This is a genomic window from Pseudonocardia hispaniensis, assembly GCF_042658695.1.
Taxonomy (GTDB): Bacteria; Actinomycetota; Actinomycetes; order Mycobacteriales; family Pseudonocardiaceae; genus Pseudonocardia; species Pseudonocardia hispaniensis.
Genome location: NZ_JBHSQW010000009.1, coordinates 90,554 through 117,271, shown reverse-complemented (window position 1 = coordinate 117,271; position 26,718 = coordinate 90,554). Strand labels below are relative to the sequence as shown.

Annotated in this window: 26 protein-coding genes; 22 read left to right on the top strand and 4 right to left on the bottom strand. The window is 73.3% G+C overall.

Annotated elements, in window-relative coordinates:
- Window positions 1–2: 2 nt before the first annotated feature.
- Window positions 3–938, bottom strand: a complete 936-nt coding sequence (locus tag ACFQE5_RS03755) for a hypothetical protein (RefSeq protein ID WP_379582773.1) — start codon at window positions 936–938, stop codon at window positions 3–5.
- A 108-nt stretch (window positions 939–1,046) separates the two neighbouring features.
- On the opposite strand from ACFQE5_RS03755, the gene ACFQE5_RS03750 reads away from it, so the two are divergent.
- From ACFQE5_RS03750 to ACFQE5_RS03710, 9 genes are all read left to right on the top strand, one after another.
- Complete coding sequence (locus tag ACFQE5_RS03750) at window positions 1,047–2,276, top strand: sensor histidine kinase (RefSeq protein WP_379582771.1); 1,230 nt, start codon at window positions 1,047–1,049, stop codon at window positions 2,274–2,276.
- A gap of 10 nt (window positions 2,277–2,286) precedes the next feature.
- The gene (locus ACFQE5_RS03745; RefSeq protein WP_379582769.1) at window positions 2,287–2,955 is read left to right on the top strand and encodes a response regulator transcription factor; all 669 of its coding nucleotides are present in this window, start codon (window positions 2,287–2,289) and stop codon (window positions 2,953–2,955) included.
- Window positions 2,956–3,030: 75 nt separating this feature from the next.
- Window positions 3,031–3,423 (top strand): GntR family transcriptional regulator, encoded by a 393-nt coding sequence (locus ACFQE5_RS03740; protein ID WP_379583235.1) that lies wholly within the window; start codon window positions 3,031–3,033, stop codon window positions 3,421–3,423.
- Window positions 3,420–4,313 (top strand): ATP-binding cassette domain-containing protein, encoded by an 894-nt coding sequence (locus ACFQE5_RS03735; RefSeq protein WP_379582767.1) that lies wholly within the window; start codon window positions 3,420–3,422, stop codon window positions 4,311–4,313. Before ACFQE5_RS03740 ends, ACFQE5_RS03735 begins: the two co-directional genes overlap by 4 nt.
- Window positions 4,310–5,266, top strand: a complete 957-nt coding sequence (locus ACFQE5_RS03730; RefSeq protein WP_379582765.1) for a hypothetical protein — start codon at window positions 4,310–4,312, stop codon at window positions 5,264–5,266. The genes ACFQE5_RS03735 and ACFQE5_RS03730 overlap by 4 nt, the downstream gene beginning before the upstream one ends.
- Window positions 5,267–5,354: 88 nt before the next feature.
- Window positions 5,355–6,554 (top strand): ABC transporter substrate-binding protein, encoded by a 1,200-nt coding sequence (locus tag ACFQE5_RS03725; RefSeq protein ID WP_379582763.1) that lies wholly within the window; start codon window positions 5,355–5,357, stop codon window positions 6,552–6,554.
- Window positions 6,554–7,654 (top strand): FecCD family ABC transporter permease, encoded by a 1,101-nt coding sequence (locus ACFQE5_RS03720; protein WP_379582761.1) that lies wholly within the window; start codon window positions 6,554–6,556, stop codon window positions 7,652–7,654. Before ACFQE5_RS03725 ends, ACFQE5_RS03720 begins: the two co-directional genes overlap by 1 nt.
- Window positions 7,651–9,471 carry an ATP-binding cassette domain-containing protein gene (locus ACFQE5_RS03715; RefSeq protein ID WP_379582759.1) on the top strand — a complete coding sequence of 607 codons (1,821 nt, stop codon included), beginning with the start codon at window positions 7,651–7,653 and terminating at the stop codon, window positions 9,469–9,471. Before ACFQE5_RS03720 ends, ACFQE5_RS03715 begins: the two co-directional genes overlap by 4 nt.
- A gap of 32 nt (window positions 9,472–9,503) precedes the next feature.
- Window positions 9,504–10,067 carry a DUF7676 family protein gene (locus tag ACFQE5_RS03710; protein WP_379582757.1) on the top strand — a complete coding sequence of 188 codons (564 nt, stop codon included), beginning with the start codon at window positions 9,504–9,506 and terminating at the stop codon, window positions 10,065–10,067.
- Window positions 10,068–10,136: 69 nt separating this feature from the next.
- Here ACFQE5_RS03710 and ACFQE5_RS03705 read toward each other — a convergent pair whose 3' ends face one another.
- On the bottom strand, window positions 10,137–10,775 hold the full coding sequence (locus ACFQE5_RS03705) for a TetR/AcrR family transcriptional regulator (protein ID WP_379582755.1): 639 nt from the start codon (window positions 10,773–10,775) through the stop codon (window positions 10,137–10,139).
- Between the two features lie 82 nt (window positions 10,776–10,857).
- Between ACFQE5_RS03705 and ACFQE5_RS03700 the strand changes: the two genes are divergently transcribed.
- The 12 genes from ACFQE5_RS03700 (at window position 10,858) to ACFQE5_RS03645 (ending at window position 22,987) form a co-directional block, all read left to right on the top strand.
- Window positions 10,858–12,477, top strand: a complete 1,620-nt coding sequence (locus ACFQE5_RS03700) for an anthranilate synthase component I (RefSeq protein ID WP_379582753.1) — start codon at window positions 10,858–10,860, stop codon at window positions 12,475–12,477.
- Entirely contained in the window at window positions 12,474–13,151 is a 678-nt protein-coding gene (locus ACFQE5_RS03695; RefSeq protein WP_379582751.1) for a Trp biosynthesis-associated membrane protein, read from the top strand. The genes ACFQE5_RS03700 and ACFQE5_RS03695 overlap by 4 nt, the downstream gene beginning before the upstream one ends.
- 62 nt (window positions 13,152–13,213) lie before the next feature.
- Window positions 13,214–14,041, top strand: coding sequence for an indole-3-glycerol phosphate synthase TrpC (gene trpC / locus ACFQE5_RS03690; protein WP_379583233.1), 828 nt, complete (start codon window positions 13,214–13,216; stop codon window positions 14,039–14,041).
- The gene (gene trpB / locus ACFQE5_RS03685; RefSeq protein ID WP_379582749.1) at window positions 14,020–15,333 is read left to right on the top strand and encodes a tryptophan synthase subunit beta; all 1,314 of its coding nucleotides are present in this window, start codon (window positions 14,020–14,022) and stop codon (window positions 15,331–15,333) included. Before trpC ends, trpB begins: the two co-directional genes overlap by 22 nt.
- Window positions 15,330–16,136: a tryptophan synthase subunit alpha gene (gene trpA, locus ACFQE5_RS03680; RefSeq protein WP_379582747.1), complete on the top strand. Its 807-nt coding sequence runs from the start codon at window positions 15,330–15,332 to the stop codon at window positions 16,134–16,136. The genes trpB and trpA overlap by 4 nt, the downstream gene beginning before the upstream one ends.
- Window positions 16,137–16,279: 143 nt before the next feature.
- Complete coding sequence (gene lgt, locus ACFQE5_RS03675; RefSeq protein ID WP_379582745.1) at window positions 16,280–17,245, top strand: prolipoprotein diacylglyceryl transferase; 966 nt, start codon at window positions 16,280–16,282, stop codon at window positions 17,243–17,245.
- The gene (locus ACFQE5_RS03670; RefSeq protein ID WP_379582743.1) at window positions 17,242–17,889 is read left to right on the top strand and encodes a DUF2461 domain-containing protein; all 648 of its coding nucleotides are present in this window, start codon (window positions 17,242–17,244) and stop codon (window positions 17,887–17,889) included. Before lgt ends, ACFQE5_RS03670 begins: the two co-directional genes overlap by 4 nt.
- A 60-nt stretch (window positions 17,890–17,949) precedes the next feature.
- Entirely contained in the window at window positions 17,950–19,371 is a 1,422-nt protein-coding gene (gene pyk, locus ACFQE5_RS03665) for a pyruvate kinase (RefSeq protein WP_379582740.1), read from the top strand.
- A gap of 26 nt (window positions 19,372–19,397) precedes the next feature.
- On the top strand, window positions 19,398–20,297 hold the full coding sequence (locus ACFQE5_RS03660; RefSeq protein ID WP_379582738.1) for an acyl-CoA thioesterase: 900 nt from the start codon (window positions 19,398–19,400) through the stop codon (window positions 20,295–20,297).
- A gap of 37 nt (window positions 20,298–20,334) precedes the next feature.
- Complete coding sequence (locus tag ACFQE5_RS03655; RefSeq protein WP_379582736.1) at window positions 20,335–20,820, top strand: CoA-binding protein; 486 nt, start codon at window positions 20,335–20,337, stop codon at window positions 20,818–20,820.
- Window positions 20,817–21,932 carry a homoserine O-acetyltransferase MetX gene (gene metX / locus ACFQE5_RS03650; protein ID WP_379582734.1) on the top strand — a complete coding sequence of 372 codons (1,116 nt, stop codon included), beginning with the start codon at window positions 20,817–20,819 and terminating at the stop codon, window positions 21,930–21,932. The genes ACFQE5_RS03655 and metX overlap by 4 nt, the downstream gene beginning before the upstream one ends.
- A gap of 62 nt (window positions 21,933–21,994) precedes the next feature.
- Window positions 21,995–22,987 carry a malate dehydrogenase gene (locus ACFQE5_RS03645; RefSeq protein ID WP_379582732.1) on the top strand — a complete coding sequence of 331 codons (993 nt, stop codon included), beginning with the start codon at window positions 21,995–21,997 and terminating at the stop codon, window positions 22,985–22,987.
- 72 nt (window positions 22,988–23,059) lie between these two features.
- On the opposite strand, the gene ACFQE5_RS03640 is transcribed toward ACFQE5_RS03645, so the two are convergent.
- Complete coding sequence (locus tag ACFQE5_RS03640; protein ID WP_379582730.1) at window positions 23,060–24,148, bottom strand: methyltransferase domain-containing protein; 1,089 nt, start codon at window positions 24,146–24,148, stop codon at window positions 23,060–23,062.
- A 246-nt stretch (window positions 24,149–24,394) separates the two neighbouring features.
- Here ACFQE5_RS03640 and ACFQE5_RS03635 point away from each other — a divergent pair, with 246 nt between their 5' ends.
- Window positions 24,395–24,772 carry a carboxymuconolactone decarboxylase family protein gene (locus ACFQE5_RS03635; protein ID WP_379582728.1) on the top strand — a complete coding sequence of 126 codons (378 nt, stop codon included), beginning with the start codon at window positions 24,395–24,397 and terminating at the stop codon, window positions 24,770–24,772.
- 164 nt (window positions 24,773–24,936) lie between these two features.
- Here the strand turns inward: ACFQE5_RS03635 and treZ are convergent, their stop codons facing one another.
- Window positions 24,937–26,676 carry a malto-oligosyltrehalose trehalohydrolase gene (gene treZ / locus ACFQE5_RS03630; protein ID WP_379582726.1) on the bottom strand — a complete coding sequence of 580 codons (1,740 nt, stop codon included), beginning with the start codon at window positions 26,674–26,676 and terminating at the stop codon, window positions 24,937–24,939.
- Window positions 26,677–26,718: the final 42 nt, after the last annotated feature.

Below are 26,718 nucleotides of genomic sequence, written 5' to 3'. Positions count from 1 at the left end.
CGCTACTCGCCGCTCACGGGGCGCGCCAGCGCCAGGAGACCCGCCACGGCCAGGGCGAACCCGCCGAGCAGCCCGGCGAGCTGGGCCATGCCCATCAGCGGGGCCCCGGCCGCGGACAGCGCGGTCGCCCCCATCGTCGTCACCGCGGTCCACAGCTCCCAGGAGAACATCGCCGCGCTGCCGGTCCACGCGGCCAGCGTCGCGAGCCGGCGCCGTCGCGCCGGACCGCGCACCAGCGCCAGCACGCCGACGGCGCCGGCCACGGCGAGCCCGGCGAAGATCGTTTCCACGCCCATGCCGATCACCTCGCCGGAGCGTGCCCCGTTCAGCAGGTGCAGGCTCGCGCCGAGCCCCGCGAGCACCGCTCCGCCCCCGGCCAGGCTGCGCGCCAGCGGAGCCTGCGCCGCGGCCACCTCGCCGTGCTCAACCCCGGGCGACCAGCGGTCCCGCGCGTAGCGCACGAACGCGATCAACAGGAACACGCCCTGCCAGGCGAAGCCCCCGTAGACCATGGGCCGCACCCAGCCCTCCAGCAGGGCGTCCTGGGTCGCGGCGGGCGGTGAGGTCAGTGCCGACAGCAGGGTGGCCGGGAGAATCGCCACGACCATCGGCAGCAGGAACCCCGTCCCGACCCAGGCCGGGAGCAGGATCGCGACGGCCGGCAACCGGCGTCCCCACCGCATCGCCAGCGCCAGCGCCAGCGCGATCACCGCAAGGTCCATCGCGACGGTGACGACGTTGAGCACCACCATCGACGGGTCGTGCAGGAGCGCCGGGTCGCGGACGCCGACGGTGCTGCCGCTCAGCCACAGCGCCTTCAACGCCAGATAGGGGACGGTGCCCGCGATCGCGGCCCAGCCGAGCACCCGCCGCACCCCGTCGGGCGCCGTGTCCGCCTGGCCGGCCGTCGTGCCGGATGTCGTTTCGGAAGCCGTCATGCCCGCAACCCTCCTGCGCGCCGCGCCCGGGCGACTCCCGCCGCGGAAGGAGTCGGCTCCCTCCCGCGGGGGAGCGACCCCCGTCCCGGCTCTGTCACGATCGGGGACGTGCCCGTCCCGCGTCGCCTCGCCGCCCCGCTGGTCAGCGGGCGGACCTACCGGCGCTATGTGCACCTGCTGCTGGGCGCGGTCCTCGCTGTGCCCTACGCCGCGCTGACCTGGCTGTTCGTCACCTCGGCCAGCTCGGGTGGGCTGGACGCGGCGGCGCTCGGGCCGCTGCTGGCGTTGGCCGCGGCGGCCGCGGTGGCGGTGGTGCTGGTGCCCGGGGTCCGGGCGCTGGAGGTGACCGCGGCCCGCGCGCTGCTGGACGTCGAACTGCCCGACCCGGATCCCCGGTCGATCGCCTCGTGGTCGGGGCGGCGCCGTGCGGTGGCCTGGCTGCTGCTGAACATGCTGCTCGGCGTGGCGATCGCGGTGCTCACCCTGATCGTGGCGCCGAGCGTCGTGGGCTTTCTGCTGGCGCCGTGGCGGGACTTCCCCACGCTGCCCACGGGCCTCGCCGCGGCGTGGACCCCGGTCGTCGGGCTGCTCTTCGTCCCGGCGCTGCTCTACGCCGTCGCGGGGGCGGGGGAGGTGCTGGCCCGGCTCGCGCCCGGGCTGCTCGGCCCGACGACCGCCGAGCGGCTCGCGGCCGAGCTCGCCGACGCCCTGCGCACCGCGGACGCGCTGGCGCAGCGCAACCGGCTGGCCCGCGAGCTGCACGACTCGGTGGGGCACGCGCTCACCGTCACCACCCTGCAGGCCGGGGCGGCGGCCCGGCTGCTCGACTCCGATCCCGAGTTCGTCCGGCGCGCGCTGGAGGCCATCGCCGACGCCGGGCGCGCGGCCCTGGACGATCTCGACCACGTCCTCGGGCTGCTGCGGGAGGGCGGCGACGCGGCCGGCGCGCCGGGCCCGCAGCCCGATCTCACCGATCTCACCCGCCTGCTCGACGGGACCCGCTCGGCGGGTGTGGACCTCGACGTCGCGACGGAGGGGGACCTGGCCGCGATCCCCGCGGTCGTGTCCCGGGAGGCCTACCGGATCGTCCAGGAGGGCCTGACCAACGCGCTGCGCCACGCGGGCCCGGTCCCGGTCGCGGTGCGGATCCACGCCGCCGCCGACGTCCTGACGCTCACCGTGAGCAATCCCGTGCGGCGCAACGGATCCACCACCGGTGGGGGACGGGGGCTGCGCGGCATGGCCGAGCGGGTGCGGGTGCTGCGCGGCGAGCTGTCGGCCGGGCCCGACAACGGCTGCTGGCGTGTCACCGCGCGGCTGCCGCTCTCGGTGGGGTGATGATCGAGCCGTGACCTCCGGGGACCCGCCGATCGGTCTGTTGCTCGTCGACGACGAGGCCCTCGTCCGCGCCGGGCTGCGGGCGATCCTGGACGCCGAACCGGATCTCGACGTGCTCGGCGAGGCCGCCGACGGCGCGGAGGTGCCCGGCCTGGTGCGCAGGCTGCGCCCGGACGTCGTGCTGATGGACGTGCGGATGCCCGCGGTCGACGGCATCGCGGCGACGCGGGCGCTGCTGCGCGGCGGGAACCCGCCGCGGGTGCTCATCCTCACCACGTTCGGCAACGACGGCTACGTCTACGAGGCGCTGCGCGCCGGAGCGGCCGGCTTTCTGCTGAAACGGGCCCGGCCGGCGGAGATCGTGCAGGCGGTGCGGACGGTCGCGGCGGGGGAGTCGCTGCTGTTCCCGGCCGCGGTGCGCGAGCTGGTGGCGACCCGCGGCCCGGCGGGTGGGGACGCGCTGCGCGACGCGGGGCTCACCGACCGCGAGGCCGAGGTGCTGCGGTACATGGCCCGCGGGCTGTCGAACGCGGAGATCGCCGCCGGACTGGTCGTCGGGGTAGAGACGGTGAAGACCCACGTCGGGAACGTGCTGGCCAAGCTGGGCGTGCGGGACCGCACGCAGGCCGTGGTCCGGGCCTACGAGTCCGGGTTCATCGACCCGCGTCGCCCGGCCTGATCGTTTCGGAGGTTGACCCGGGCGACGCGGTCGATCATTATTCCACTAATCAGTTAGTGAAAGCAGGTGGCGGGGATTCTGGAGTACCGCATCGAGCGCCGCTGCGGCGTCGCGACCTACCAGCAGATCGTCCAGCAGACCAAGCACGCGCTGCGGCTGGGCGTGCTGCAGCCGGGCGATCGGTTGCCGACGGCCAAGGAGGTCGTCGCGCAGACGGCCGTCAACCCCAACACCGTGCTCAAGGCCTATCGCGAGCTGGAGCGGGAGGGGCTGGTGGAGCCGCGCCCGGGCCTGGGCACGTTCGTGCTGCGCTCGCTGGCCCACCCGGACACCGAATCGGACGCAGAGCTGCGCAGCGAGCTGGAGGCGTGGATGGATCGCGCGCACGCCGCCGGGCTGGATCCCGAACACGTCGACGCGTTGTTCGCCGACGTGCGCGACCGCCGCTACACAGGAAGGACGGCATGACCCAGTACGTGCTGAGGGCCGACGGGCTCGGGAAGCGGTTCGGCCGGGGGACATGGGGGCTGCGCGACTGCGACGTCGCTCTGCCGCCCGGCCGGATCGCCGCGCTCGTCGGCCCCAACGGCGCCGGGAAGACCACCCTGCTCAAGCTGGCCACCGGCCTGCTGGCCCCCACCGAGGGCCGTCTGGAGGTGCTCGGTGTCCGTCCGAGCTCCTCCGGGACCCCGGACGGGCTGAGCTTCCTGGCCCAGGACAAGCCCCTGTACCGCACGTTCCGGGTCGCGGAGATGGTGCGGGCCGGCGCTGCGCTCAACTCCGGCGGCCGGTGGGACGCCGGCTACGTGCGCCGACTGATCGACGAGGCGGGCATCGCGATGACCGCGCGGATCGGGACGCTGTCGGGAGGCCAGTGGTCGCGGGTGGCGCTGGCACTGGCCCTGGGGCGGCGTCCCGACCTGCTGCTGCTCGACGAGCCGCTGGCCGACCTCGACCCGCTGGCCCGCCGCCAGGTGATGCAGGCGCTGCTGGCCGAGGTGGCCGAGACCGGGCTGACGGTCCTGTTGTCCTCACACGTCGTCTCCGACCTGGAGGACGTGTGCGACCACCTCGTCCTGATCCGGGACGGCCGGGCCTGGCTGGCCGGTGATATCGAACCGCTGCTGGCCGGCCATCGGCTGGTCACCGGTCCGGCCGCCGAGTTCGACCGGGCCGGGCTCGACCCCGCCGCGGTCGTCCACCGATCCGGGACGGGGCGAGGGGTCAACGCCCTGCTGCGGGGTGAGGCGGAGCCCCCGGGTTGCGCCGCCGTCGCGCCGACGCTGGAGGACCTGGTGCTCGGCTACCTGCAGGCGCCGGCCGCCGCGGATGCCGCCGTCGCGGAGGTGGGCGCGTGATCTGGCTGGTGTGGCGCCGGCAGCGCGCGGCGTTGCTGGTGGGGCTGGCGCTGGTCGTCGGCGCCGCCGTCGTGCTCGTCTCCGGGCGGCTGCTGTTCGTGGCCGACGCGCAGGCGCTCGGCCTCGAGCATTGCCTGCGTCCCGAGCCGCGCTGCGCCGAGCCGGCGTGGTGGACGCTCGTGGAGGGCTACCGGTGGTATCTGGGGCTGGTCCACCTCGGGTTGATCGCGGTGCCGCTGTTGCTCGGGATGCTCGCCGGAGCCGGGCTGTTCGGCCGCGAGCTGGACCGGGGCACGCACGTCTTCGCGCTCACCCAGGCGGTCGGCCGGGTGCGCTGGTGGGCGGTCGGACTACTGGCCGCGGGCCTGCCCGCCGTCGCCGCGGTCGCGGCGCTGACCGCGGTGGCCGCGTGGGCGCTGGACCCGTTCGCCCGGCTGCGCAGCCCCACCCCGCTGAGCCCCCCGGCCTTCGAGATCGCCGGTCTCGCGCCGATCGGCTACCTCCTGCTGGCCTTCATCGTCGCCGCCTCGGCGGGCCTGCTGCTGCGCGGCATCCCGGCCGCGCTCGTGGTCGCCCTCGTCGTGCAGGTCGGCGTGCTGATCGGGCTGTCCAGGTCGGCGCGGGCGCACTACCTGCCGCCCGAGGTCGCCCGGATCTCGATCGAAGCCGGGGCGGCGGCATACTCGCTGCCGGACGGCGCCTGGCCGATGGAGCTCCGTTTCCTCGACGCGCGCGGCGAGACCGTCCCGCCCGCCTCGGCCTACCGCTTCTGCATGGCCGACACGGCTCAGGAGACCTGCCTGTCCCGGGGTGGGGTCGCAACCGTCGAGCAGGAGTTCCAGCCCGCCAGCCGCTTCTGGCCGTTCCAGCTCATCGAGGTCGCCATCCTCGTGGTGCTGTCGGCCGGCGCGCTCGCGCTGGGGCTCGTCGGGCTGCGCCGCCGGGCGCAGTGACCCGAGATGAACTTCACATTCATACAATTGAACAGTTCTTCATATGTACTCTCCCGTTCGAGTTCCGATCGAGTGTGGAGGAGTGCTGGTGAAGCGGTGGTGGCGGCGTGCCGCGGCGGCGATCGGGTTCGTCGCGGTGCTGGCGGTGCCGGCCTGCTCGGCGGCCGCGCCGGTGGCCGAACGGGCAGGCGCCGCGGCGGCCGGATGTATCAGTGACTTCGATCCGGCGGCGGACTACTTCCCGGTCAAGTCCCGCATCGAGCACGCGACGAACTTCTCGCTGCGCTACGAGCGCAGCTACCAGGTGCTGACGGTGAACCAGCCCTACCCGGGCGGCGCGTCGGAGTCGTATGTGCTGCTCAAGTGCGGGGCTCCGGCACCGCAGCTGCCGCCAGGGCTGGCCGGGGCGCCGGTGATCGAGACGCCGGTGCGCAGCCTGTACTCGGAGTCCACCACCCAGCTGCCGCTGATCGTGGATCTCGGCGTGCTCGACGTGCTGACCGGTGTCGGTAACCCGGACTACGTCTCCGGGGCCGAGGTCCGGGCCAGGATCGAGGCCGGCAGCGTGGTCGGGTTCGCGCAGAACCAGCAGCTCAACACCGAACAGGTGATCACCGAACAGCCCGACGTGCTGCTCAGCCAGGGCACCGAGAACCCGGCCTTCCCGACCCTGCGCAACGCCGGGATCCCGGTGATCGGCTGGGCCGAGTACCTGGACAGCGGCCCGCTCGCCAAGGCCGAGTGGATCAAGGCGATGGGCGCGCTGACCGGGCAGGAGGAACGGGCCGCCCAGGTGTTCGGCGAGATCGAGAGCCGCTACCGGGAGATCGCCGCCAAGGCTGCGGCCGCGCCGGCGGTGCCGGTCGTGGTCGGCAACCTCTACCAGGGCACCTGGTCGGTTCCGGCGGGCGGAAGCACCACGGGCACCCTGGTCCGGGACGCCGGTGGCATCTACTCCGAGGCCGACAACCCGGCGACCGGCAGCGTGCAGCGCGACTTCGAGTCGGTCTACGCGACCGACGGTGCCGCGGCGATCTGGCTGGTGACCCAGCAGTGGCAGACCATGGCCGACGCGACCGCGGCCGACCAGCGCTACGCCGAGCTGCCCGCGGTGAAGACCGGGCAGGTCTGGAACGCCAACAAGCGCATCGGCCCGACCGGCGGCAACGACTTCTGGGAGCGCGGCACGACGCACCCCGACGAGGTGCTGGCCGATCTGATCGCGATCCTGCATCCCGACCTGGTGCCCGGCCACGAGTTCGTCTACTTCCAGCAGCTCGGTTCCTGATGACGCTGCTGGCCGATCGCGACCCCGCCGCGCCGCGGACCGCGGAGCCGGACCGCGGACGCGGCCGGCTGCTGTGGCCGGTGCTGATCGCGGCCGGCCTGGCCGGGCTGGTCCTCGCGGTGGCGCTCGGGCCGGTCACCGTGCCACTGGCCGACACCGTGCGGGTCATGGCGGGCGTCGAACCGACCGATCCCCGCTGGGAGGTGGTCATCGGCACCGTCCGGTTCCCGCGGGCGCTGACCGCGGCGCTGGCCGGGGCCGCGCTCGGTGTCGCCGGACTGATGATGCAGACCCTGTTCCGCAACCCGCTGGCCGATCCCTACGTGCTGGGCGTGAGCTCGGGGGCCAGCCTCGGCGTGGCGATCTTCGTCGCGGCCACCACCGCGGCGGCGTTCGGCGGCTCGTTCGGCGCGGGTCTGGTGGGCCTCGGGCGGGTCGGCGCGGTGGGTGCGGCGGCGGCCGGCGCCGCCGGGGTACTGGTGCTGGTGCTGGTGCTGTCGCGGTGGGTGCGCTCCGCGGTGACCCTGCTGATCGTCGGGGTGATGGTCGGTTCGGTGACCACCGCGGTGGTCAGCCTGGTGCTGGTGTGGACCGATCCGCGGATCGCCCAGCAGTTCCTCATCTGGGGCCTTGGCAGCTTCGACGCGACCAGCTGGGCCGACCTGACGATTTTCGCCCCGTGCGTAGCGGCGGGGCTGGCGGTGGCGGTGACGCTGGTCAAGTCGCTCAACGCGATGCTGCTCGGCGACGGCTACGCGCGCAGCATGGGCGTGAACGTGCGGCGGGTTCGAATGCTGATCATGGTGAGCGCGGCGGCGCTGGCCGGAGCGGTCACCGCGTTCTGCGGCCCGATCGGGTTCATCGGTATCGCGATCCCGCACCTGGCCCGGATTCTGCTGGGCACCTCGGACCACCGCGTCCTGCTGCCCGCCACCCTGCTCGTCGGCGCGGTGACCGCGTTGGCCTGCACGATCGTGAGCCACCCGGTGGGGACCGAGACGGTGATCCCGCTCAACGTGGTGACCTCGCTGGTCGGGGCGCCGGTCGTGATCGCGGTGTTGCTGCGGGCCCGGCGGCTGGCGGCGGGGGTGGTGACGTGAGCGGGTTGCGCCTGCACGAGCTGACGGCCGGGTACCGTACCGGCCGCCGCGTCACGCCGGTCCTCGGCGGGCTCACGGCGGGCGCGGCCCGCGGCGAGCTGACCGTGCTGCTCGGGCCGAACGGCGCGGGCAAGTCCACCCTGCTGCGCACGGCCGCCGGGTTGCAGCCCCCGCTGGCCGGAACCGTCACCCTCGACGGGGCGGACCTGCCGCGAATGTCCGCGACGTACCGCGCGCGGCGGCTCGCGGTGGTGCTCACCGATCGGATCGACGCCGGGCTGCTCTCGGCGCGGGAGCTGGTCGAGTTCGGACGGCACCCGCACACCGGCTCGGGCGGGACACTGCGCCGTGGCGACCATGCCGCGGTGGACGCGGCGATCGTTGCGGTGGGAGCCGGGCATCTGGCCGGGCGGCGGGTCGCCGAGCTGTCCGACGGCGAACGCCAGCGGGTGCTCACCGCTCGCGCGCTGGCCCAGCAGCCCTCGGCGCTGCTGCTCGACGAGCCCGGTGCGTTCCTCGATGCCACCTCGCGGGTGGAGCTGCTCGGACTGCTGCGCCGGCTGGCCCGGGAGCAGAACCTGTGCGTGCTGGTCTCCACGCACGACCTGGAGCTCGCGCTGCGCCTGGCCGACCACGTCTGGCTGGTCGACCGGGACCGGCGACTGCGCGCCGGTACGCCCGAACAGCTCGTCGCCGAGGGGATGGTGGCGGCGGTGTTCGACACCCCCGAGCTGACGTTCGACCCCCACTCCGGTGGCTTCATCCTCACCGGGCCCACGACCGGCACCGCCCATGTGCACGGACCGGCGCAGCACGTCCCGCTGCTGACGCGGGCCCTGAGCCGCCAGGGCTGGACGGTCGTGGCCGACGAGCCCGCCGACATCGCCGTCACCGCGACCGAAACCGGGTTCCTGGCTCGCGCCGACGGTCGTTCCATCCGCCTGCCGGGCTGGGCCGAGCTGGCGGGCTGGGCCCGCGACCAGCACGACCGGCGCCCGCCGCAGGGGTGGGCGCTTCGCCGGGCCACGCCTGCGCAGCTGGCGGACTGTCTGCGCGCCGCGGCGTCGATCGGGGCCTATTTCGCGGTGGAGAGCGGCTGGGTCGACGCCGATCCGGCCGACTGGTGGCCGCTGGCCCAGCTCTACCGCGACGGTGACGAGGCGCTGGCCGAGCTGGTCGAGACCGTCCGACGGCGGCTGGGCACCGATGAGCCGCGGGTCGCGGTGTCAGTGCTCCAGCTGGGCCTCGCGGCCCGGTTGGCCTCCCCGCTGCTGGCCGGGTTGGCCCGCGGGATCGTGCTCGATCTCGACCCGGCCGACGTCGCGGTCCAGAGCCGGTTCGGCGAGGCGCCCGGGCTGCGCTGCGGACGGCCCGGCGGCTGGGCCGGAACCGATGGGCAGTCGGGTCCGGAGCAGGCCGACCTGCTCGCCGCGCGGCTGGTCGATGCCCACCTCGCGCCGATGGTCGCGGCGCTGCGCCGGATCAGCCCGGTCGCGCCGCGGCTGCTGTGGGGCAACGCGGCCTCAGCGCTGGCCGGGGCGCTGCGGATGCTCGAAACCCACCTCGGTGCGACCGCCGCGCGGCGGGTGCGCACCGTGGTCGAGCAGCTGCTGGACCGGCCACCCCTGGCCGGCGCCGGAACTCTCGCCGGTCCCGGGGCGAGCCCGGCGTTCCGGCGCCGGTCCTGCTGCCTGTACTACCGCACCGCCGCCGGTGGACACTGCGCCGACTGTGCCCTTCGTCCCGAGGCCCGGCACCCCGAGGCCCGGCACCCCGAGGCGCCGCGCCCGTCCCGGGTCACCGAGCCACGCCCGTAGTCCCCGACCGGAACCGGAGAAACGGAGGAACCATGACCGCCTCGCCCATCACGGAACCGCAGATCGTCGACGAACCGGGAAACGGCCTGCTGCACGTCTGGCCGCTGCCCACCGACGAGAAGACCCTGCTCGCGCTGCTCACCGACGTGTTCACCGAGCACTGGGCACACATCTTCTTCGGGGTCCTGATCCCGGGCTCGGCGTTGGAGGTGGCCGCCCCCAACGCGCCGAAGCGGATCAGCATGTACGACGGCTACGTGACCGTCGACTTCGGACGCTGGCACTTCCATCTGTGCATCGGTGAGCACACCGCGAGCGGACCCGAGCTGGGTAGGCAGCGCCGCTGTGCGCGCGCCGAGTTCTACCGCCGGATCTCGGGGCAGGCGCCGACGTCCTGGGGGATCCGGCTGTTCAACGGCGTCGGCGACCAGCAGATGACCGTCATGCTGCCCAACCCGTTCCTTGACGACCTGCAGCAGATCCTGCCCGAACCCGACTTCGGCAGGCTCGCGGCCTGGGACGCGCTGCGCCAGAAGTTCCTCGGGATCGGGCCCGACCCGCTGGACCGCACCGGCACGGGCTTCGCCCACGGCTGACCGCGACCCGCCGCCGACTCTCCCGCGTCATGGCTCCATGACGCGCGCAAGGGCGGGCTCCGGATCGCGTCATGGCTCCATGACGCGCGGGCCGGCGGCGTCCAGGGGGCCGGTGAGGTAGCGCTGCAGGTTGGGGGCGACCGCCGCGATGACGGTCGGGTGGTCGGCGGAGGCGAGGGGTTCCAGCTCCAGGACGTAGCGGACCATGCCGAGTCCGATCACCTGACTGCCCACGAGCGCCGCGCGCAGCTCCACCTGGTCGGGGGCGACCCTGGCCACGATCCGGCCGATGATCAGCTTGCCGACGAACTCCCGCATCATCCGCGCCGCCGCCTCGTGCCCGGCGACGCTGCGGATCAGCGCGGCGAGCGGGCCGCCACCGGTGCGGTCCCAGATCCGCAGGAACATCGTCACGATCCGGGTGCCGAGCTCGTCGCGGTCACCGGACAGCAGCTCGCGCTGGATCGTCTCCACGTCGACCGGGATCTCCAGCGAGGAGACGAACAGCTGCTCCTTACCGCCGAACCAGTGGTTGACCATGGCGGGGTCCACCCCGGCGCGTTCGGCGATCCGGCGGACCGTGGCGCCGTCGAAGCCGCGCTCGACGAACTCCACGCGGGCGGCGGCGAGCAGCGCCGCCCGGGTGTCCTCGCCCGCTCGACGACGGCCGCGGCGGCGGGCGGCGGTTTCGGTTCCGGGTTCAGCCACCCGGCCATCATCCCCGTTCGGGCGGCAGCCGGGTGGTCGCGGTGCGACGCACGGTCTCCCGGCCGCCTGCGAGAATGGGCCGATGTCCGTCCGCACGACTGCGCCCGGCCCCGCGGCCGGGGCGCTCGGTTCGGTCACCCCGAGCCGTGAGGAGTTCCGTGAGCTCGCCGCCGCGCACCGGGTGATCCCGGTCGCGCGCAGGTTGCTCGCCGACGACGAGACTCCGGTGGGGGTGTACCGCAAGCTCGCGGGCTCGCGCCCCGGCACCTTCCTGTTCGAGTCGGCGGAGAACGGGCGGTCCTGGTCGCGATGGTCGTTCATCGGTGCCCGCAGCGCCGCGGCGCTCACCGCGGTGGACGGTGTGCTGCGCTGGACCGGCGAGGTGCCGGTCGGCATGCCGACCGAGGGTGATCCGCTGTCGGCGTTGCGGGTCGTCGTGGAGGAGTTGCGCAGCGAACCGCTGCCCGGGCTGCCGCCGCTGACCGGGGGGATGGTCGGCTACCTCGGCTACGACGTGGTGCGCAGGCTGGAACGGATCGGCGAACGCGCGGCCGACGACCTGGGGCTGCCCGAGCTGGTCATGTTGCTGGCGACGGACCTGGCCGCGCTCGACCATCACGAGGGCACGGTCACGCTCATCGCCAACGCGATCAACTGGGACGCCTCGGACGAGCGGGTCGAGGAGGCCTACGACGACGCGGTGGCGCGGCTGGACCGGATGACGGCCGAGCTGGCCGCACCCGCCTCGTCGACGGTGGCGGTCTACCGACCCGCGGAGCCGCAGTTCGTGCGCAGGCGCAGCCACGCCGAGCACCACGCGGCCGTCGAGGTGGCCAAGGAGCAGATTCGGGCCGGCGAGGCGTTCCAGGTCGTCGTCTCGCAGCGGTTCGAGATGGAGTGCGCGGCCGACCCGCTCGATGTCTACCGGGTGCTTCGGGCGACGAACCCCAGCCCGTACATGTACCTGCTGCATCTGGAGGACGCCGGCGGCGGGCCGCCGTTCGCGATCGTCGGATCGAGCCCGGAGGCGCTGGTCACGGTGCGTGACGGGCAGGCCACGACGCACCCGATCGCCGGCACCCGCTGGCGGGGTGCGACCGAGGAGGAGGACGTCCTGCTGGAGAAGGACCTGCGCACCGACGCCAAGGAGCGCGCCGAGCACGTCATGCTCGTCGACCTGGGGCGCAACGACCTGGGCCGGGTCTGCGAGCCGGGGACGGTGCGGGTGCACAACTTCTTCTCCGTCGAGCGGTACAGCCATGTGATGCATCTGGTCTCGACGGTGACCGGCGCCCTGCGCGCCGAGTGCAACGCCTACGACGCGGTGCTGGCGTGCTTCCCGGCCGGGACGTTGTCCGGGGCGCCGAAGGTGCGGGCGATGCAGCTGATCGACGAGCTGGAGCCGACGCGGCGCGGGCTCTACGGCGGCATCGTGGGTTACCTGGACTTCGCGGGCAACGCCGACACCGCCATCGCGATCCGCACCGCGCTGATCCGCGGCGGGACCGCGTATGTGCAGGCGGGTGGGGGGATCGTCGCCGACTCCGATCCGGTCGCCGAGGACACCGAGTGCCTGAACAAGGCGCGCGCCGTGCTGTCGGCGGTGGCGACCGCGGCGACGCTTGCGGAGCCGCGCCTCGGTACCGCGGCGACGCTTGCGGAGCCGCGCCTCGGTACCGCGGCGACGCTCGCGGAGCCGTGACCGCGCCGGGGTCGACCACCACGGCGCGGGGGCGCCGCCTGCTGCTCGTGGTGTGTGCTCAGCTCGCGGGTGGCGCGCTCGCGCTGTGGGGATCCGGGCAGCTGACGTGGTTCACCGGCGTGGCCTTCGTCCCGGCCCGCGCGGGCGTCACGGTGTCGGCGACCGGCGAGCAGCTGCAGCCTGCGCTGACCGGGGTTGCCGTGCTGGCGCTGGCGGCGGTCGCCGCGGCGGTGGCGGTGTCCGGCGCGGCGCGCCGGGTGCTCGGGCTGGTCGTCGCGCTCGGCGGGCTGGCCGCGGGGGCCGCGGTGCTCACCACCGTCGCGGCGGCGCCGTCGATCGAGCGACTAGCCGCGCTCTCCGGGGTGACGGTGCCGGTGGCCGCGACCCATCCGCCCGCCGAGGCGACCGCGGCGCCGTGGCTGGGGCTGTTGGGTGCGATCGTGGTGCTGGTCGCGGGGGTCGTCCTGGTCCTTCGGGCGGGACGCCTTCCGCGGCTCGGGAGCCGGTACTCCGCGCCCGGCGCCCGCGGGTCCGAGGTCGCCCCGGAGCGGGCGGCGTGGCAGGAGCTGGACGCGGGCCGCGACCCGACGGTGGATCCCGGCGAGGAGGCCGGGGCCGACGGTCCCCCGGGCCGGGCCGGGCCTGGCGACGAGCCGCCGACCCGCGCTGTCTAGCATTGAGAACAACGCCTTAAAGGCCTGAACCCGAAGGGGGACCCAGCCCCGTGGGCGAAACCATGAAGCAGACCGCCGGACCGAGCGTCCTCGAGTCCATCGTGGACGGGGTCCGGGAGGATCTCGCCGTCCGCGAGGCCGCGATCGACTTCGCCGAGATCAAGCGGCGGGCGGCCCAGGCCCCGCCGGCCCGTGATGTCATGGCCGTGCTGCGCAGGCCCGGAATCGGCGTGATCGCCGAGGTCAAGCGCCGCAGCCCGTCCAAGGGCAAGCTGGCCACGATCAGCGACCCGGCCGAGCTCGCGGCGACGTACGCCGAGGGTGGGGCCAGGGTGATCAGCGTCCTCACCGAGCAGCGCCGCTTCGGCGGCTCGCTCGCCGACCTGGACCTGGTGCGCGCCGTCGTGGACGTGCCGGTCCTGCGCAAGGACTTCATCGTCAGCCCGTACCAGGTACACGAGGCGCGGGCGCACGGGGCGGACCTGGTGCTGCTGATCGTGGCCGCACTGGAGCAGAACGTGTTGGTCGCGCTGCTGGACCGGGTCGAGTCCCTCGGGATGACCGCGCTGGTCGAGGTGCACACCGAGGAGGAGGCCGACCGGGCGCTGGAGGCGGGTGCGAGCCTGATCGGGGTGAACGCCCGCAACCTGCACACGCTCGAGGTCAATCGGTCGATCTTCGGGCAGATCGCGCCCGGGCTGCCCAACGACGTGCTGCGGGTGGCCGAGTCCGGCGTGCGTGGCCCGGGGGATCTGCTCACCTACGCCGGCTGGGGCGCCGACGCGGTGCTGGTCGGGGAGGGGCTCGTGACCAGCGGGGACCCGCTGGCGGCGGTGCGTAACCTGGTGGCTGCGGGCTTCCACCCGTCATGCTCCAGGATGGTGCGGTGACCAACCCCGTGACGACCAGAGCACAGGCCAGCGACGGGATCGCCCGGCCGTCCGGGCACGAGCCCGACGAACGTGGCCATTTCGGCCGCTACGGTGGGCGGTTCGTCCCGGAGGCGCTGGTCGCCGCGCTCGACGAGCTGACGGCGGCGTACGACAAGGCCCGGCACGATCCGGAGTTCCTCGCCGAGCTCGACCGGCTGCACCGCGACTACACCGGCCGCCCCTCCCCGTTGACCGAGGCGCCGAGGCTGGCCGAGCATGCGGGCGGGGCACGGGTCCTGCTCAAGCGCGAGGACCTCAACCACACCGGCTCGCACAAGATCAATAATGTGCTGGGTCAGGCGCTGCTCACCAAGCGGATGGGCAAGTCCCGGGTGATCGCCGAGACCGGGGCGGGACAGCACGGCGTCGCGACGGCCACCGCCTGCGCGCTGCTCGGTCTGGACTGCGTCGTCTACATGGGCGAGGTCGATACCCGGCGGCAGGCCCTGAACGTCGCCCGGATGCGGCTGCTCGGCGCCGAGGTCGTGCCCGTCACGCTCGGTTCCCGCACGCTCAAGGATGCGATCAACGAGGCGTTGCGGGACTGGGTGACCAACGTCGAGACCACGCATTACCTGCTCGGCACGGTCGCCGGGCCGCACCCGTTTCCGGTGATGGTCCGCGACTTCCACCGGGTGATCGGGCTGGAGGCGCGCGAACAGGTGCTCGAGCGCACCGGGCGGCTGCCCGACGCCGTCGCCGCCTGCGTCGGCGGCGGATCGAACGCGATCGGCATCTTCCACGCGTTCCTCGACGACCCGGGCGTGCGGCTGGTCGGATTCGAACCCGGTGGCGACGGCATCGAGACCGGGCGGCACGGGGCGACCCTGTCGGAGGGCGCGCCGGGCGCGCTGCACGGGGCGATGTCGTACCTGTTGCAGGACGACGACGGTCAGACCAGCGAGTCGCATTCGATCTCGGCCGGGCTGGACTACCCGGGTGTCGGCCCGGAGCACGCACTGCTCAAGGACCTCGGCCGCGCCCGGTACGAGCCGGTGACCGACGCCGAGGCGATGGCGGCGTTCGCGTTGCTGTCGCGCACCGAGGGGATCATCCCGGCGATCGAGTCGGCGCACGCGGTCGCCGGCGCGCTGCGACTGGGCCGCGAGCTCGGGCCGGACGCGATCGTGCTGGTCAACCTGTCCGGTCGCGGGGACAAGGACGTCGACACCGCGGCCCGCTGGTTCGGCATGCTCCACGACGGGCCGTCGGCGGGTCCGGGTATCGACACCGAGGAGGGCACCCAGTGACCGTCGCCGACGTCTTCGCCCGCTGCGCCGCCGCGGGCCGCGGTGCGCTGATCGGTTACTTCCCCGCGGGGTACCCCACCGTCGACGGGTCGGTGGAGCTGATGAACGCCATGGTCGAGGGCGGCTGCGACCTGCTGGAGGTCGGTATCCCGTACTCCGACCCCGTGCTGGACGGCCCGACGATCCAGGCCGCCGCCGAGACCGCACTGCGCGGCGGTACCCGGATCCGCGATGTGCTGTCGGTGGTCGAGCGGGTTTCGGCGGCGGGCGGCTCGGCGGTCGTCATGACCTACTACAACCCGATGCTGCGCTACGGCGTCGAAGCCTTCGCTCGGGACCTGGCCGCCGCGGGCGGGCTCGGCGTGATCACCCCGGACCTGATCCCCGACGAGGCGGACGAATGGCTGGCCGCGTCCACCGCGCACGGGCTGGACCGGATCTTCCTGGTCGCGCCCTCGTCCACGCCGGAACGCATCGCCAGCACCGTCGCGGCGAGCAGCGGGTTCGTCTACGCGGCCTCGATCATGGGCGTGACCGGGGCGCGGGACAGCGTGGCCGCGGCCGCTCCACAGCTCGTCGCCCGGACCCGGCCGCACACCTCGTTGCCGATCTGTGTCGGGCTGGGTGTGCGGTCGGGCGAGCAGGCCGCCGAGGTGGCGGGGTTCGCCGACGGGGTCATCGTCGGGTCGGCGTTCGTCGCCGAGGCCCAGCGGGACGGCCCGGACGGCGTGCGGGCACTGGCTGCCGAGCTGGCCGCCGGGGTCGGTCGCGGCTCGCGGCACGCCGACGTCCTGGCTCCATAAACGCCCTCGGAAGGGCCGTGCCCAGCGCGTTGTGGGTCCATGACGCGCTCGGGTGGCCCCGCGGTGCGACGGTGCGGCGCCATGACTCGATGGGGGACGCGGCGGGCCGCCGTGCCATCGGCACCGGGCGCTAACGTGGCGTCGTGAGCACCGGCGTTTCCACGACCCTGCTGGCATATCTGCCGAGCCCCGACCGCGGGGTCTGGTACCTCGGCCCGATCCCGCTGCGGGCGTACGCCCTGTGCATCATCGCGGGCATCATCGTCGCGGTGTACTGGGGCGAGCGGCGGTTCGTCGCCCGGGGCGGGGAGCCGGGCACGGTCCTCGACATCGCCGTGTTCGCGGTGCCGTTCGGGCTGGTGGGCGGGCGGCTCTACCACGTGGCCACCGACTGGCCGACCTACTTCGGTCCCGGCGGGAACCCGGTCGACGCGGTGAAGATCTGGCAGGGCGGCCTCGGGATCTGGGGGGCGATCGCGCTCGGGGCGGTCGGGGCCTGGATCGGGTGCCGCCGCCGCGGGGTGCCGCTGCCGTTCTTCGCCGACGCCGTTGCGCCCGGCATTGTCGTCGCGCAGGCGATCGGCAGGCTCGGCAACTACTTCAACCAGGAGCTCTACGGCGGGCCGACCACCCTGCCGTGGGGTCTGGAGATCTACAACCGGGTCGATCCGGCCACCGGGGCGCCCGATCCGCTGGGCGGGGTCGCCCTCGACCCCACACCGATCGCGATCGTGCACCCCACCTTCGCCTACGAGCTGATCTGGAACCTGCTCGTCGCGGCGACCATCGTGTGGGCGGACCGACGGTTCCGGCTCGGGCACGGCCGGGCGTTCGCGCTCTACGTCGCCGGCTACACACTGGGTCGTTTCTTCATCGAGCTCATGCGCACCGACCCGGCCACCAGGGTCTTCGGCGACATCCGGATCAATGTGGTCGTCGCCGCCGCGGTGTTCGTCGGTGCTCTCGCCTACCTGGTGATCGTGCGCAAGCCCCGCGAGATCCTCGCCGCGCCGGCCCCGGCAACGTCGGGTGAGCAGGCGAGCGCCGACGCCGGGACGACGGACGACGATCAGCCTGTCTCGGGCGGCGCGAGAGACCGCGCGCCGTGACGACGGACCCGGTGTTCGACGGGTTCGGGGAGGGCGCGGTCGAGTTCTACGACGGGCTTCTGGCGGACAACTCCAAGGCTTATTGGGCCGACCACAGACAGGTCTACGAACGCGACGTGCGCCACCCGATGCTGGCCCTGCTCGCGGCGCTGGAGCACGAGTTCGGGGCGGGCAAGGTCTTCCGCCCGTACCGGGACGTTCGGTTCTCCCACGACAAGACGCCCTACAAGACGCAGTGCGGGGGGTTCGCGGCGCCGTACTACGTCGAGGTGTCCGCCGAGGGGCTGCTCGCCGCGGCGGGCTACTACCGGATGACGTCCGACCAGCTGGCGCGTTTTCGCGCCGCCGTCGCCGACGAGCGCCGCGGTGCGGACCTCGCGAACCGGCTGGCCGCCGTCGAGTCGGCCGGGCTGACGGTGGCGGGAGAGCTGCTCAAGCGCAGGCCTCGCGGTGTCGATCCGGCGCATCCACGGCTGGACCTGTTGCGGCACAAGAGCCTGTACGTGTCACGGCGGTGGCCGCCCGACGATGTGCTGCACGAGCGCGGCTGCCTGGACCGGGTGGCGGCGACGTGGCGGGCGGGGCGCCCGGTCGCGGAGTGGCTGGCCGACCACGTGGGCCCCGGTGAACAGCCGCAACGGTGAGCTTCCGGACGGACACGCGGTCGATCCTTATCGTTCAAGCGGGGGCGCTACCCTACTGTTGTGAGCCGCCGCACCAAGATCGTATGCACCATAGGACCGGCGACCGCGACGCCGGAGCGAATCCGGGAACTCGTCGCGACCGGAATGGACGTCGCGCGGCTGAACTTCAGCCACGGCAACCGCGACGACCACAAGGCCGTCTACGAGATGGTGCGCGAGGCGGCCGACGCCGAAGGTCGCGCCGTGGGTCTCCTCGCCGACCTGCAGGGTCCCAAGATCCGCCTCGGCCGGTTCGCCGGTGGTCCCACCGAGTGGCACACCGGCGAGGAGGTGCGCATCACGGTTGAGGACGTGCCGGGCACCCACGACCGGGTCTCCACCACCTACGTCGGTCTCGCCGACGACGCCCGCCCCGGCGACCGGCTGCTCATCGACGATGGCAAGGTCGCGCTGACCGTCGTCGCCGTCGAGGGTCTCGACGTCGTCTGCCGGGTCACCGAGGGCGGTCCGGTGAGCGACAACAAGGGGCTGTCGCTGCCCGGGATGAACGTCTCGGTGCCTGCCGTCAGCGAGAAGGACGCCGCCGACCTGCGGTTCGCGCTCGACCTGCGGGTCGATGTGGTGGCCCTGTCGTTCGTGCGCAGCCCGGCCGATATCGACCATGTGCACAAGATCATGGACGAGAAGCACGCCCGGCTCCCCGTGATCGCCAAGTTGGAGAAGCCCGAGGCCGTCGACAACCTCGAGGCCATCGTGCTCGCCTTCGACGGAATCATGGTCGCCCGCGGCGACCTCGGCGTCGAGCTGCCCCTGGAGAACGTGCCGCTCGTGCAGAAGCGGGCCATCCAGATCGCCCGGGAGAACGCCAAGCCGGTCATCGTCGCGACTCAGATGCTCGACTCGATGATCACCAACTCGCGTCCGACCAGGGCCGAGGCCTCCGACGTGGCCAACGCGGTGCTCGACGGGGCGGATGCGGTGATGCTCTCGGGTGAGACCAGCGTCGGCCGCTACCCGATCCGGGCGGTCCGCACGATGTCGCAGATCGTCGAGGCGGTGGAGGCGGGCCCGGCCACCGTGCCGCCGCTGAACCACGTGCCCCGCACCAAGCGCGGTGTGCTGTCGTACGCGGCCCGCGACATCGGGGAGCGGCTGTCGGCCCGGGCGCTGGTGGCGTTCACCCAGTCCGGCGAGACCGTGCGCAGGCTCGCCCGGCTGCACACCCGGCTGCCGCTGCTGGCGTTCACCCCGACCCCCGCGGTCCGCAGCCAGCTCGCCATGACGTGGGGCGTGGAGACCTTCCTGGTCGACCCCGTGGACAGCACCGATGCCATGGTCCGCCAGGTCGACCAGGCGATGCTGTCGATCGAACGGTTCCAGCCGGGCGACCTCGTGGTGATCGTCGCGGGCTCCCCGCCGGGGACCGTGGGCTCGACGAACCTGATCCGGGTACACCGCCTCGGCGAGGAGGATCACGCGTGATCCCGGCCGTCTGACAGTATCCCTGCGTGACGACAACCGATCCGGAGTTCGCGGCCGACGGCGTCCCTCGTGGACAGGCCGTCCTCGACGAGCTGGTTGAGCTGCTCACACTCGAACAGCTCGAGGTGAACCTGTTCCGCGGGATCAGTCCGCCGCTCTCGCCGACCCGGGTGTTCGGCGGTCAGGTCGCCGGCCAGGCGCTGGTGGCCGCGGGCCGGACCGTGCCCGAGGACCGTCCGGTGCATTCGCTGCACGGGTACTTCATCCGGCCGGGCGATCCGCGAGTGCCGATCATCTACGAGACCGAGCGGGTCCGTGACGGCCGTTCGTTCACCACCCGGCGGGTGCTCGCCATCCAGCACGGCGAGGCGATCTTCTCGTTGGCGGCGTCGTTCCAGCTCGCGCAGGACGGGCTGGAGCACAGCGAGCCGATGCCGCCCGGGATTCCCGATCCGGAGTCGTTGCCGGACCTCGGCGGCCGCGCGGTGGCCGGTAAGGGCGGCGGTTGGCTGGTCAACCTCCCGCGGCCGCTCGACGTGCGGTTCGTCGACGAGCCGGTCTGGGCGGCCGAACGGGTCGCGTCGCACGAGCCGCTGCGGGCGTGGATGCGCGCCGACGGCCGGCTGCCCGACGACCAGCTGCTGCACGTCTGCCTGCTCACCTACGCCAGCGATCTCACCCTGCTCGGGGCGGTCGTGGCCCGCCACGACATGAACTCCACGCAGGTGCAGATGGCCAGCCTCGACCACGCCATGTGGTTCCACCAGCCGTTCCGGGCCGACGAGTGGTTCCTCTACGAGTGCTACTCGCCCGCGGCCTCCGGCGGGCGTGGCCTGGCCGAGGGCCGGTTCTACGCGGCCGACGGGCGGCTGATCGCGAGCACGATGCAGGAGGGCCTCGTGCGGTTGCCCAGGACGAGCTCGTGAGCGCGCGGGCGCCGGTCGCGATGCCGAAACGATCGCGATGACGGGTTGGGCCAACCCGCCGCCGGTGCGCCGGCGACAGATCCTGCACGCGACGCGGACCGTCGCGCTCGTCGGTGCGTCCGCAAAGCCGGACCGGGCCAGCTTGTCGGTGGCGACCTACCTGCTGTCGCACACCGACTACGAGGTCTACTTCATCAACCCGAACGCCGAGGAGATCCTCGGCAGGCCGGTGCACCGCAGCCTCGCCGACCTTCCGGTCGTCCCGGACCTCGTCGATGTGTTCCGCCGCCCCGCGGACCTGCCGGCGCTGCTGGAGGAGGTCCTGGCCCTGCCGCCGCGGGTGCGCACGCTCTGGTTGCAGGTCGGACTGTTCGACGAGGGGGTGGCCCGGCGCGCCGAGACCGCGGGTCTGCAGGTGGTGATGGACCACTGCCTGAAGGTCGAGCACACCCGCCTCCACGGTGGGCCGACCCCCGCGGGTGTCGACCACGGTGTGCTCAGCAGCCGGGGACCGGCCCGGTGACGGCGGTCCTGCGGGTCAGCGGGGCATGGCGCGAGGGTGATCCGCCCGGGGAACGGCGGTTCCTGCACGTGCCCGGGCCGCTGGCGCTCGAGCTGGGGGGCACGCTGCCGGGCTACCGGCTGGCCTACGAGACCTGGGGGCGGCTCTCGCCGGCCCGCGACAACGCTGTTCTGGTCCTGCACGCGCTGACCGGGGACAGCCACGTCGTGGGCGAGGCCGGGCCGGGCCATCCCACCGCGGGCTGGTGGAACGACGTGGTCGGGCCCGGGCTCGGGATCGATACCGACCGGTTCTTCGTGGTGTGCGCCAACGTGATCGGCGGCTGCCAGGGCACGACGGGGCCGTCCTCGGTGGCGCCGGACGGGCGGCCGTGGGGCAGCCGCTGGCCCCGCACCACGATTCGGGACCAGGTCGCGGCCGAGATCCCGCTGGCCGACGCGCTCGGCATCGAGGCGTGGCACGGAGTCGTCGGCGGGTCGATGGGTGGGATGCGGGCGCTGGAATGGGCGATCATGCAGCCGCATCGGGTGCGCAACGTCGTCGTCCTCGCCGCCGCGGCGGCGGCCAGCGCCGACCAGGTGGGCCTGTGCCGCATCCAGATCGACGCCATCCGCGCCGACCCCTACTGGTGCGAGGGCGACTACCACGACCAGTTCCGCGGCCCCGACACCGGACTCGGGATCGCCCGGCGCATCGCCCACCTGAGCTACCGCACCGCGGGCGAGATGGACACCCGCTTCGGCCGGGCCGCCCAGCACGGGACCGATCCGCTGCGGGGCGGACAGTTCGCCGTCGAGTCCTATCTGGACCACGCGGCGGAGGGGCTGCGCGCTCGGTTCGACGCCGGCAGCTACGTCGCGCTGAACCTGGCCATGAACAGCCACGAGATCGGCCGCGACCGGGGCGGCGTCGCCGCCGCGCTCACCGCCATCACCGCGCGCCCCACGGTGGTGGGCGTCGACACCGACCGGCTCTACCCCCTGCATCAGCAGGTCGAGCTGGCCGCGCGGCTCGGGATCGAGCTGGACATCGTGACCTCCCGGCGTGGGCACGACGGGTTCCTGGTGGAGACCGACCAGGTCGCCGCGGTGCTGTCCCGCGCACTGGGCTGACCGGCCGCGGCGGGTGATCCCCGTCGCGGCGCGGCGCGGCGGCGAGGGCTAGCCTTCCCGACGTGTCTACCCCACCTGTCACCGTCACTGTCACCGGAGCCGCTGGCCAGATCGGTTACGCACTGCTCTTCCGGATCGCCTCCGGGCAGCTGCTGGGGCCGGACACCCCGGTCCGGCTCCGCCTGCTGGAGATTCCGCAGGCCGTGAAGGCCGCCGAGGGCACCGCGATGGAGCTCGACGACTGCGCCTTCCCGCTGCTGACGGGCATCGACATCACCGACGACACCACCGCCGCCTTCGACGGGGCCAACGTCGCGCTGCTGGTCGGCGCCCGCCCGCGCACCAAGGGCATGGAGCGGGGTGACCTGCTCGAGGCCAACGGCGGCATCTTCGCGCCGCAGGGCCGCGCGATCAACGCGGGTGCGGCGGACGACATCCGCGTCCTCGTCGTCGGCAACCCGGCCAACACCAACGCCCTCATCGCGCAGGCCGCGGCCCCGGACGTGCCGGCCGAGCGGTTCACCGCCATGACCCGGCTCGACCACAACCGGGCCGTCGCTCAGCTGGCCAAGAAGCTGTCGGTGCCGCTGGTCGAGGTCAGGAAGATGACGATCTGGGGTAACCACTCGGCCACCCAGTACCCGGACCTCCACCACGCCGAGGTGTCGGGCAAGCTCGCCGCGGCACAGGTCGAGCAGGCCTGGCTGCGCGAGGAGTTCATCCCGACCGTCGCCAAGCGGGGCGCGGCCATCATCGAGGCGCGCGGTGCGTCCTCGGCGGCGTCGGCGGCCAACGCGGCGATCGACCACGTCTTCGACTGGGTCAACGGCACCCCCGAAGGGGACTGGACCTCGGCCGCCATTCCGTCGGACGGTTCCTACGGCGTTCCCGAGGGTCTCATCTCCTCGTTCCCGGTGACCTCGGTGAACGGCCGGTGGGAGATCGTCCAGGGCCTGGAGATCGACGCGTTCTCCCGGGAGCGGATCGACGCCTCGGTCGCCGAGCTCGCCGAGGAGCGCGAGGCCGTCACGGCGCTGGGCCTGCTCGCGGGCTAGCTCGGGAAGCGCGGACCGGCGGAACCGTTCGTCCCGGCGAGATCGCCGCGGACGGTTCCGCCGTCCGGCCGGCTACCCGAGGTGCGCGACGTAGAGCACGTCGAGCGGGTCGTCCGGCACGTCGTGCACCACGACGTCGCCGAACCCGGCGTCGGCGAGCATCCGCAGCGCGAGCTGTTCGCCCCACACCGTGCCCAACCCGGCGCCACCCTGGGCGAGCGAGACCGTCATGCAGTGCAGGGTGCTCACGCCGTAGAGCATCGGTGCGAGCGGGTTGCCGACGTTGTCCTCCAGCGCGCTCGCGGCCTTGACGTCCATCATCACGAACACCCCGCCGGGGCCGAGCGCGGCGCGCACCCGGGCCAGCACCCCGGCCGGGTCGACCTGGTCGTGGATCGCGTCGAAGGCGAACACGGCGGCGAACGGCGGCTCGACGGGCAGCCGGGTGACGTCGAGGACCTCGAACGCGGCGTTGCGCAGCCCCCACGCCGTGGTCTCGGCGCGGGCGGCCTCGATCGCGTCGGATGCGATGTCGTAGCCGACGAACGTCGAGCGCGGGAACTCGCGGGCCATCAGGTTGATCGCGTGCCCGGTACCGCAGCCGATGTCGGCCACCCGCACCCCCTCGGCCAGCCGGGTGGGCAGCTCGCCGGTCAGCGGCAGGATCCCGTCGATCAGCTGCCCGTCCAGCAGACCCCGGGACAGCCCGTCCATCACGGTGGTGAACTCGGGCCGGAACGCGTCGTAGGGCACCCCGCCGCCCTCCCGGAACGCGCGGGCCACGGCGTCGAGGTGCCCGGCCAGCAGGGTGCCGGCCCGCGCGAACGGCGCCAGGTTCAGCGAGCCCGGCCCGCTGAGGCAGACCGCACGCTCGGGCGGGAGCATGTAGCGGCGCCCGGCGGGGGCGTAGTCGACGATCCCCGCGGTGACCAGGGCGCCGAGGCACTCCCGGACGTAGCGCTCGACCAGCCCGGCCCGCTCGGCGAGCTCCTGGCTGGTGCCGGGTCCCGCGGCCAGCGTCTCCAGCAGCCCGGTGCGATGGGCCAGGTCGAGCATCAGGCCGACGAAGCCGTCGGTGTAGATGCTGAAGATCTTCTGGGCGAACCGCCCGACCTCCTGCTCGTCGATGCCGGTCGTGGCGGTCGTCGCAGCGGTGTCCATGGGAGCCTCCTCCGCTCGACTGTCGGGTCGTTCCGGACGCTCGGCCCGCAGCAGCTCCGGCACGTCGTCGGGTGTCGCTTCGTCGCTCACGGCCGACCTTCGGCGCCGCGCGGCCGCGCGGCGGACCCGGCACAGCAGTATGCCCGAGCGGCGCCCGGCAGGTGAGGACTTGTCGGGCAACCGGAGCCCTCGGGTCGACCACTGCCGACGCACGTGCTCGGTGGCGGGTCAGGAGGAGTCCCGCCGGTGGACAATCCGCCCACCTGCGACGAGCATGACGGAATGGATCACGGCATCTTCCCGAAGGCGACCCCGCAGATGAGCGCCCGGCGCAAGGAGCTGGCGCCGGACATCCACGACGCGTTCACCGAGTTCAGCCGCAAGGTCTTCGCCGAAGGGACGTTGCCGGAGGTGACCAAGCAGCTGATCGCCGTGGCGGTCGCGCACACCACCCAGTGTCCCTACTGCATCCGCGGGCACACCCGGCTGGCGCATCGGAAGGGCGCCACGGACGAGCAGATCATGGAGGCGATCTGGGTCGCGGCCGAGATGCGGGCCGGGGGCGCGTACGCGCACGCCGCGCTCGCCCTCGACGCGCTGGACGGGGGGCACGACCATCCCTGATCGGGCGTCCCGGGCCTCCTCCTGCGCGGCCACGATCACCGTCCGGGCATCGCCGTCCACCACTGCGTCATGGAGCCATGACGTGCCGTGGGCGCGGCCACCCGCGCATCATGGCTCTATCACGCGCCCGGGACGCGGATCGCGCAGTGCGGGCCGGCGCCGGGTCAGACGACGACGGCGACCGCGAACGCCTCCGGCGGCAGGATGAGCGCGTTCTGCTCGGCCGCCGCCGGTTCCGAGGCGAGCAGGATCCGCGACACCGTCCGGTCCAGGGCGAAGGTCGTCTCATCGGCGCCGAGGTTGACCACGACCCGCAGCGATCCGCGGTGCACCACCACGGTGCGTGCCTGTTCGTCGACCTCGACCTCGACCTCCTCCAGCCACGGGGCCGACAGCTGCGGCCAGGCCTTGCGCAACGCGATCAACTCCCGGTGCAGCTCCAGCAGCGTCGCGTGCGGTTCCTGGGCGAGCTCGTCCCAGTCCAGCTTGGAGTCGAGGAAGGTGGACTCGGCGTTGGGGTCGGGGACGTCCGCCTCGCCCCAGCCGTGGTCGGCGAACTCCGCGAGTCGTCCCTGCCGCACCGTGTCGCGCAGCGCCTCGTCGGGGAAGCTGGAGAAGAACTGCCACGGTGTGCGGGCCCCCCACTCCTCGCCCATGAACAGCATCGGGGTGAACGGCGAGGTGAACAGCAGCGCCGCGCCGCAGGCCAGCAGGCCGGGGGAGAGGGTCTGGGTGAGCCGGTCACCGGCCGCCCGGTTGCCGATCTGGTCGTGGTTCTGCAGGTAGGCCAGGAACCGGTGGCCGGGGATGCGCCGGGTGTCCACGGGGGCGCCGTGGTTACGCCGGCGAAAGCTCGACCAGGTGCCCTCGTGCAGGAACGCCCGGCACAGGACGTGGCCCAGCCCGGTGAGGCCCGCGGCCGCGAAGTCGGCGTAGTAGCCCTGCGATTCGCCGGTGAGCACGGTGTGCAGGCTGTGGTGGATGTCGTCGGCCCATTGGGCGTGCAGGCCGTAACCGCCGCCCTCGCGGGCCGTGATCAGCCGCGGGTCGTTGAGGTCGGACTCGGCGATGAGCGAGAGCGGCCGGCCCACGTGGGCCGAGAGCGCCTCCACCTCGACGGCCAGCTGCTCCAGCAGGGGGGTGGCCCGGCTGTCCGGCAGGGCGTGCACCGCGTCGAGGCGCAGCCCGTCGACGTGGAAGTCGCGCAGCCACATCAGCGCGTTGTCGATCACGAACCGGCGAACTCCGTCCGACCACGGCCCGTCGAGGTTGAGCGACGGACCCCAGATGTTGCGGCCCGCGAAGTAGGGACCGAACCGGTCGAGGTAGGCGCCCGAGGGGCCGATGTGGTTGTAGACGACGTCGAGCACCACGCCCAGCCCCCGCGCGTGCGCGGCATCGACGAAGCGTTTGAACCCGTCCGGGCCGCCGTAGTTCTCCGTGACCGCGTACCAGCCGACGCCGTCGTAGCCCCAGTTGTGGGGGCCGTCGACCGCGTTGACCGGCATCACCTCGACCAGGTCGACCCCGAGCGCGACGAGATGGTCGAGCTTGTCGATCGCGGCGTCGAAGGTGCCCGCTTCGGTGAACGTGCCGATGTGCAGCTCGTAGAGCACGCTGCCGGGCAGCTGGCGGCCGGTCCAGGCCTGGTCGGTCCACCAGAACGCGTCGTGGTCGTAGCGCCGCGACGCCGCGTGGACCCCGTTGGGCTGCCACAGTGAGCGCGGATCAGGAAGCGGCGTCTCGTCGTCGCCGAGCAGGAACGCATACGCCGTGCCCGGGCCGTTGTCGTCGATCTCGGAACGCCACCAGCCTCCCGTGGCTCGCGTCAGGGGAAAGGTGGTGCCGTCGGCCAGCACCCGGACCCGGTCATGAAGCGGCGCCCACACCGCGTACTCACTCACGCCGGAGATCTTCCCCCGCCCCCGCGAGTCGCGGTATTTCCG